Origin of the sequence: Aeromonas sp. Prich7-2 (genome assembly GCF_017939255.1) — a bacterium.
Classification (GTDB): domain Bacteria; phylum Pseudomonadota; class Gammaproteobacteria; order Enterobacterales; family Aeromonadaceae; genus Aeromonas; species Aeromonas caviae.
In genome coordinates this window covers 1-7,394 of sequence record NZ_JAGKRI010000136.1, presented here as the reverse complement: position 1 = coordinate 7,394, position 7,394 = coordinate 1, and the positions used below count along the sequence as shown (strand labels likewise).

Genomic DNA, 7,394 nt, shown 5'->3' with positions numbered 1-7,394 from the left:
GGGACTCAAACTTTCCGGGAGGACAGGCGTGAATGAAGTCGAGAGCTTGGTCGATACGCATAAAAAAATCCGAAACCCAACAAGGAGTTTCGGATTCTTACACAGCCTGAGGATCGGTCAATGGATCCTTAACTGATCGGCATTACAACCTAGCCCCTACTTTTCATCTGCCTTTGTTGGCAAAATAAGGCCCCCGATGAAACCAGACAGGGGATGCACCTCCCTGCGGTTCCGCCACAATAACAATCAGCAAACAGATCGGAGCTTACCCTTATGGCCCGCAAACACGCCCAGGTCGTGGACAGTGAAGTGGAATTTCCCGCCGACGTGCAACTCGTTTCCACCACGGATCTGCGCGGCGTCATTACCTACGCCAACCCCGCCTTCTGCCGCATCGCCGGTTACCAGGTCGATGAACTGGTCGGCCACAACCACAACCTGGTTCGCCACCCCGACATGCCCAAGGCCGCCTTCGCCGACCTCTGGGATCGCCTCAAGGAAGGCAACCCCTGGCGGGGAGTGGTGAAAAACCGCTGCAAGGATGGCCGCTATTACTGGGTCGACGCCTACGTCACCCCCATCTACGAGCACGGCAAGATAAGCGGCTACCAGTCGGTGCGCTGCAAGCCCGACCCCCAGCTCAAGCAGGCTGCCGCCCAGGCCTATCGGGCCCTGCTTTCGGCCGAGCAACGGGGCACCCCGGCCCGCCCCTCGCTGCGCCGTTTCAGGCCGCTGATGCTCGGCCTGCCGCTGCTGGCGCTGCTGGTCTGGGCCGCCCTCACCCAGGGCCCCCTCACCGCGCTGCTGATGCTGCTTCCCCCCCTCGCCATTGCGGGCGCCTATTGGCGCGAGCTCATCGCCTTGCCCCGCTATCTCAGGCAGCTCGGTCAGCAATATGACAGCCTGACCCGGCTGGTCTATTCGGGGGATGCCCCGGGTGCCATCGCCGATTTTCACCTGAAGATGCTGCAGGCCCGGATCCGCACCGTGCTGGGGCGGGTCGACGATGCCACCCATCCGCTTCAGGCCCTGGCAACCGATCTGCAAGACTCCTCACACCGCGCCTTCCTCGACATCAACGAGCAGGATGCCCAGACCCAGCAGATGGCGGCCGCCATGACCCAGATGGCCAGCACCGCCCACGAAATCGCCCGCAACATCCAGGACACCAACGGCCAGGTGACCGAGGCACGCAGCAGTTGCCAGAGCACGGTGGAACAGCTGGATCAGACCCAGCAGCAGATGACCAGGCTGGCCAGCCAGGCGGAGCAGGCCTTCCACTCCGCGGTGGAGCTCGCCAGCGAGTCGGAGCGCATTGGCAGCGTGATGGGTGAAATCCAGGGCATCGCCGAGCAGACCAACCTGCTGGCCCTCAACGCCGCCATCGAGGCCGCCCGTGCCGGCGAGCAGGGGCGCGGCTTTGCAGTGGTGGCGGACGAGGTGCGCACCCTGTCGACCCGTACCCACAAGGCGACCGAGCAGATCCAGGGCAGCATCAGCCAGATCCAGCACACCCTGGAGCGCTGGCAGGGCATGATGCAGGACAACCTGGCCCAGACCCGGGAATGCGTCGAGATGACCCGCCAGGGATCAGGCAACCTGCACTTGGTGCTGGGTGAAATCGATCAGGTGACCGAATTCTCCACCCAGATCGCCGCCGCCGCGGAGCAGCAGCAGGTGGTGGAGGAGATCAGCCGCAACATCCACCAGATCTCCGAATACTCCCGCGCCAACAGCCAGAAGATCCAGGCGGTGGACGACTCCAGCCAGGAGCTGCTCAGGCGGGCCCGCGAGCTCAGGGGACTGAGCCAGACCTTCGGCTGACAGATTGCAAGCCCCATGACAGAAGCGCCACAATGGCGCTTCTGCTGTTTTTGACGAGCCATCATCATGAGAACGAACGCGCCCCCCCTGGACAAGACGGCCCGCATCGAGGCGATCCTGGCCCTGATCCCCCCCGGCCGCGTGGTGAGCTACGGCCAGGTGGCGGATCTCGCGGGCCTGCCCGGACGAGCACGACTGGTGGGCAAGGTGTTGCGGGAGACCGACAAGGTGCTGCCCTGGCATCGGGTGCTGGGGGCGGCAGGCACCATTTCGCTGCCAAAAGGATCCGCAGGCTTTGACAAGCAAGCGGGGCTGCTGCAGGAGGAGGGGGTGCCCGTGATTGGCGGGCGGGTCAGGATGCGGGAGTGGCAGTGGCAGCCCGACCTGGCCGAGCTGCTCTTTCTGGTTCCCTTCTGACGAGGCTGGCACGTCCCGAAGGGATGGGCGTTCTTGCAACAAAGGGAGGGCCTCTGTGGTCGCCCTCCGTCATGTTCTCTTCCCTAGTCGCCGGCAATGGGCCCCAGAATGTCATCGCTGCGCACCTGTACCGGGATGGTCTCATCCTCCCGTTGCAAGAGCACCAACAGACTCTGTCTGTCCACCTCCAGCACATAGGCTGTCCCTTCACGGGTCAGGCAGGTCATGCCCGGCCGTATTTCATGTATCTCCATGACAACTCCCTGTCTTGCGCTGCCATCCATGCAGCCATTCCAGTATATCGCCATCCACCAACAAAGAAGCCCCTCGCAAGGGGCCTCTTTCATCATGCCGTGAGCGGCGTCGCCATCAGGCTTTCTTCGCCTTGGGCAGGCTCTCCTGCCATTTTCCGTTGTCGTAATGGGCTGTCCAGCCGGTCGCCTTGCCGTTGACCTCGGTCATCACGTACTGCTCCTTGGTCTTGCGGCTGAAGCGCACCACGGAGGCGTTTCCGTCAGGATCTGACGCCGGGGCGTCCGCCAGGTACTGGTGCTTGGGAGAGAGGCGATCGCGGAAGCGCTTGAGCTCCTCCACCAGGGGCGCACGGGTCTCGCGGGATTTGGGGAAGTTGCTGGCGGCCAGGAAGAGGCCGGCGGCGCCATCCCGCAGCACGAAGTGGGCGTCGGACTGGGTGCATTTCAGCTCGGGCAGCGGCACCGGATCCTCTTTCGGCGGTGCAATGTCGCCATTTTTCAGGATCTTGCGGGTGTTCTTGCAGCTCTCGTTGGTGCAACCCATGTATTTGCCGAAGCGGCCGTTCTTGAGCTGCATCTCGGAGCCGCAGCGATCGCACTCGATGCTCGGCCCTTCGTAGCCCTTGAGCTTGAACTGCCCCTGCTCCACCTCGTAACCATCGCAATCCGGGTTGCGACCGCAGACGTGCAGCTTGCGGCTGTCGTCGATGATGTAGGCGTCCATGGCGGTGCCGCAGATCCCGCAGCGATGCTTGGCACGCAGCGCATCGGTTTCCGCCTCGTCCCCGTCGGTGGCGGAGACGAACTCGTCCGCACTGACCAGGTTGATGGTCTTCTTGCAGCGCTCCTTGGGCGGCAGGGCATAGCCGGAGCAGCCGAGGAAGACGCCGGTGGTGGCGGTACGGATACCCATCTTGCGGCCACAATCCGGGCAGTCGATATCGGTCAACACCATCTGGTTGGCACGCATGCCCCCCTCTTCATGGGGCTTGTCGGCCTGCTCCAGCTCCTGGGTGAACTCGGCGTAGAAGGCGTCGAGCACCTTCTTCCACTCCAGGCTCCCCTCGGCGATGCCGTCGAGCTTGTCTTCCATCTTGGCGGTGAACTCGTAGTTCATCAGCTCGACGAAGTTTTCCACCAGGCGGTCGGTGACGATCTCCCCCATCTTCTCGGCGAAGAAGCGGCGGCTCTCGACCCGCACATACCCACGGTCGACGATGGTGGAGATGATGGAGGCGTAAGTGGACGGACGGCCGATACCGCGCTTTTCCAGCTCGCGCACCAGGGCCGCTTCGGTGAAGCGGGCGGGCGGCTTGGTGAAGTGCTGGCGCGGATCCAGCTTGACCAGTTTCAGCACCTCACCGACGGTCACCGCCGGCAGCTGGCTGTCTTCACCCTTGCGGCCCATGGGCGGCAGGGCCTTGGTCCAGCCGGCGAAGCGCAGGGTGCGACCGCGCGCCTTGAGCTCGAACTCCCCTGCCTTGACGGTCAGGGTGGAGGAGTCGTACTGGGCCGGGGTCATCTGGCAGGCGACAAACTGGCGCCAGATGAGGTCATAGAGCCGCATGGCATCGGGCTCCATCCCTTCCAGCATCTCGGCGGTCACCTGGACACTGGAGGGGCGGATCGCCTCGTGGGCCTCCTGGGCATTGGCCTTGGCGCCGTAGAGGTTCGGCTCGCTCGGCAGGTAGGCGGCACCATACTGCTCGCCGATGTATTCCCGCACCGCGTCCACCGCCTCTTTGCTGAGGTTGGTGGAGTCGGTACGCATATAGGTGATGTAACCCGCTTCATAGAGACGCTGGGCCATCATCATGGTCTTCTTGACCCCGAAGCTCAGACGGGTAGAAGCGGCCTGCTGCAGGGTGGACGTGATGAAGGGAGCGGACGGCTTGGAGCCGGTCGGCTTGTCTTCCCGGTTGACCACCTTGTAGTCGACCCCTTCCAGGGCCGCCACGGCGGCGAAGGTCTCGGCCTGGGTCACCGGCTTGAAGTCGGCACCGTTGCGGCTGACCACCTCCATGCGCAGCTCGCTCTTCTCGGCGGTGAGCAGGTCGGCGTTGAGATCCCAGAACTCCACCGGCACGAACGCCTTGATCTCGCGCTCCTTGTCGACGATGAGGCGCACCGCGACGGATTGCACCCGACCGGCGGAGAGGCCGCGGGCCAGCTTCTTCCACAAGAGCGGGGAGACCATGTAACCCACCACCCGGTCGAGGAAACGACGGGCCTGCTGGGCGTTGACGCGATGAATGTTCAGCTCGGACGGCTGGGCGAACGCCTCCTGGATGGCGCTCTTGGTGATCTCGTTGAACACCACGCGCTTGTAGCGGCTGTCGTCGCCACCGATGATCTCGCGCAGGTGCCAGGCGATCGCTTCCCCCTCTCTATCCAAGTCGGTTGCGAGATAGATGGTGTCGGCCTTGGCGGCCAGACTTTGCAACTCGCTGACCACTTTTTCCTTGCCGGGCAAAATCTGGTAGTTGGCCTGCCAGCCTGCGGTCGGGTTGATGCCCATCCTTGAGAACAGGGCGTTGCGATCCTTGGCCGCCTTCTCGGATTCGCTGAGCTTGATGCCGCGAATGACAGGTTTTTTGGGCTCGGTGCTGGCGCTGCCGCTGGTCGGCAGATCGCGCACGTGGCCTACGCTGGATTTCACCACGTAGTCCTTGCCCAAATATTTGTTGATGGTCTTGGCCTTGGCCGGAGACTCCACGATGACCAGTGATTTGCCCATGCTGTAACTATTATCCTCATTGCACCCGACGGGGTTGGCGTGCGGTTTTGTGGGGCTGTATAAGAGATTTGACGGGAAAAAGCAATCTTGCGGGTCAATTTGCCCGACAGCCCGAACCGCCCTGCTTCTTTATTTATTAATGCGAAGCCGGGGCGCGGGAAGCAACCGCTTTTTTGTTTTTATGCTATATCCCCCCCTTTTTTAGATTGGAAATGACATATCCAGCCACCCTTGTGACATAAAAACCCATTCTGGTTATCAGCTTGTTACAAAGGATGAAATCTCTTTATAATGGCCGCACACCGCAGCTTTGTGCGCGGAAGGAACCGCTCCCCATATAAAAATCGAAAGGATGTGATCATGAAGCACTTCGAGGTCAACTTCGACGGCCTGGTCGGCCCCACCCACAACTATGCCGGCCTCTCCTATGGCAACGTCGCCTCCCAGAGCAACGCCAAAGAGGCCTCCAACCCCAAGGAAGCGGCCAAGCAGGGGCTGCGCAAGATGAAGGCGCTGACCGACCTCGGCATGGTGCAGGGCGTGCTGGCGCCACAGGAGAGACCGGATCTCGCGACCCTGCGCCGCCTGGGCTTCACCGGCAACGATGCCAGCGTCCTGGCCCAGGCCGCCAGACAGGCCCCCGCCGTGCTGGCCGCCTGCTACTCCGCCTCCAGCATGTGGACCGCCAACGCCGCCACCGTCTCCCCGAGCGCCGACACCCAGGATGGCCGCATTCACTTCACCCCCGCCAACCTGACCAACAAGTTCCACCGCTCCCTGGAGCCCGAGGTGACCGGGCGCATCCTGCGGGCCGTGTTCAACAACGATCGCCACTTCTATCACCACCAGCATCTGCCTGAGAACGACCACTTCGGTGACGAAGGCGCCGCCAACCACACCCGGCTGTGCCGCGCCTATGGCGAAGCGGGGGTCGAGCTGTTCGTCTATGGCCGCAGCGCCTTCGACGTCTCCCAGCCCGCCCCCAAACGCTATCCGGCCCGCCAGACCCTGGAGGCGAGCCAGGCCATCGCCCGCCTGCATGGCCTTGGGGATGAGAGCGCGGTCTTCATTCAGCAGAACCCGGACGTGATCGATCAGGGGGTGTTCCACAACGACGTCATCGCGGTGGGCAACCAGAACGTGCTCTTCTTCCACCAGCAGGCGTTCCTCAATACCGAGGCTGCGCTGGCCGAGGTGCGTACCAAGTTCGGCGACGGGGAACTGCATTTCATCGAGGTGCCGACTGCAGAGGTGTCGGTGCAGGATGCGGTGAAGTCCTACCTGTTCAACACCCAGATCCTCACCCTGCCATCCGGCGAGATGGCGATCATCGCCCCCACCGAATGCCGCGACAACCCGGCGGTGTCCGCCTATCTGGCCAGGCTGGTGACCCTGGGCACCCCCATCAAGGACGTCCACTACATGGACGTGAAGCAGAGCATGAGAAACGGCGGCGGCCCCGCCTGTCTGCGTCTGCGGGTTGCCATGAACGACACCGAGCTCGCCGCGGTCAACCCGGCCTGCCTCATCACCGACAGCCAGTTTGCCCGCCTGGATCAGTGGGTCGAGAAGCACTATCGCGACAGCCTGGCGCTGGACGATCTGCGCGACCCCTCCCTGGTGCTGGAGACCCGCACCGCCCTGGACGAGCTGACCCAGATCCTGAAACTGGGTTCCGTCTACCCCTTCCAACGCTGAGGTGCGCCATCGGCCTGCAGAGCCGACGCAATAAAAAAAGAGAGCCGGGCAATGCCCGGCTCTCTTTTTAGGGAAGGTGCGAACAAGTCCCTGATATGAGATCATGTTTGTCATCTGGAGCCATGAAAAAGGGTTCATCATGAGTCATCAGCTCACCTTCGCCGACAGTGAATTCAGCAGTAAGCGCCGTCAGACCCGAAAAGAGATTTTCCTCTCCCGCATGGAGCAGATCCTGCCATGGCAGAATATGACCGCCGTCATCGAGCCGTTTTATCCCAAAGCCGGTAATGGTCGTCGGCCCTATCCGCTGGAAACCATGCTGCGCATTCACTGCATGCAGCATTGGTACAGCCTGAGCGATGGCGCGATGGAAGATGCTCTGTACGAAATCGCCTCCATGCGTCTGTTTGCCCGGTTATCCCTGGATAGCGCCTTGCCGGACCGCACCTCCATCATGAATTTCC

General features: G+C 62.5%; 6 protein-coding genes. 4 read left to right on the top strand and 2 right to left on the bottom strand.

The features are described 5' to 3' along the window. Positions 1–273: 273 nt before the first annotated feature. Complete coding sequence (locus tag J9892_RS17835; RefSeq protein WP_210538647.1) at positions 274–1,824, top strand: PAS domain-containing methyl-accepting chemotaxis protein; 1,551 nt, start codon at positions 274–276, stop codon at positions 1,822–1,824. Positions 1,825–1,890: 66 nt separating this feature from the next. Beyond that, positions 1,891–2,241: an MGMT family protein gene (locus tag J9892_RS17830; protein WP_039040524.1), complete on the top strand. Its 351-nt coding sequence runs from the start codon at positions 1,891–1,893 to the stop codon at positions 2,239–2,241. Positions 2,242–2,324: 83 nt separating this feature from the next. On the opposite strand, the gene J9892_RS17825 is transcribed toward J9892_RS17830, so the two are convergent. Both J9892_RS17825 and topA read right to left on the bottom strand, forming a co-directional pair. After that, positions 2,325–2,495: a hypothetical protein gene (locus tag J9892_RS17825; protein WP_164882955.1), complete on the bottom strand. Its 171-nt coding sequence runs from the start codon at positions 2,493–2,495 to the stop codon at positions 2,325–2,327. A 115-nt stretch (positions 2,496–2,610) separates the two neighbouring features. Beyond that, positions 2,611–5,232, bottom strand: coding sequence for a type I DNA topoisomerase (gene topA / locus J9892_RS17820; protein WP_010673895.1), 2,622 nt, complete (start codon positions 5,230–5,232; stop codon positions 2,611–2,613). Between the two features lie 360 nt (positions 5,233–5,592). Here topA and astB point away from each other — a divergent pair, with 360 nt between their 5' ends. Continuing rightward, complete coding sequence (astB, locus tag J9892_RS17815) at positions 5,593–6,930, top strand: N-succinylarginine dihydrolase (RefSeq protein ID WP_210538646.1); 1,338 nt, start codon at positions 5,593–5,595, stop codon at positions 6,928–6,930. A gap of 139 nt (positions 6,931–7,069) precedes the next feature. Beyond that, on the top strand, positions 7,070–7,394 hold a 325-nt coding region (locus J9892_RS17810; RefSeq protein ID WP_246876703.1), incomplete at its 3' end, for a transposase.

What these genes read in the sequence shown, in the direction of transcription:
- J9892_RS17835 (WP_210538647.1), top strand. Translation starts at nt 274, where the DNA reads ATGGCCCGCAAACACGCCCAGGTCGTGGACAGTGAAGTGGAATTTCCC.
- J9892_RS17830 (WP_039040524.1), top strand. Translation starts at nt 1,891, where the DNA reads ATGAGAACGAACGCGCCCCCCCTGGACAAGACGGCCCGCATCGAGGCG.
- J9892_RS17825 (WP_164882955.1), bottom strand. Translation starts at nt 2,495, where the DNA reads ATGGAGATACATGAAATACGGCCGGGCATGACCTGCCTGACCCGTGAA.
- topA (WP_010673895.1), bottom strand. Translation starts at nt 5,232, where the DNA reads ATGGGCAAATCACTGGTCATCGTGGAGTCTCCGGCCAAGGCCAAGACC.
- astB (WP_210538646.1), top strand. Translation starts at nt 5,593, where the DNA reads ATGAAGCACTTCGAGGTCAACTTCGACGGCCTGGTCGGCCCCACCCAC.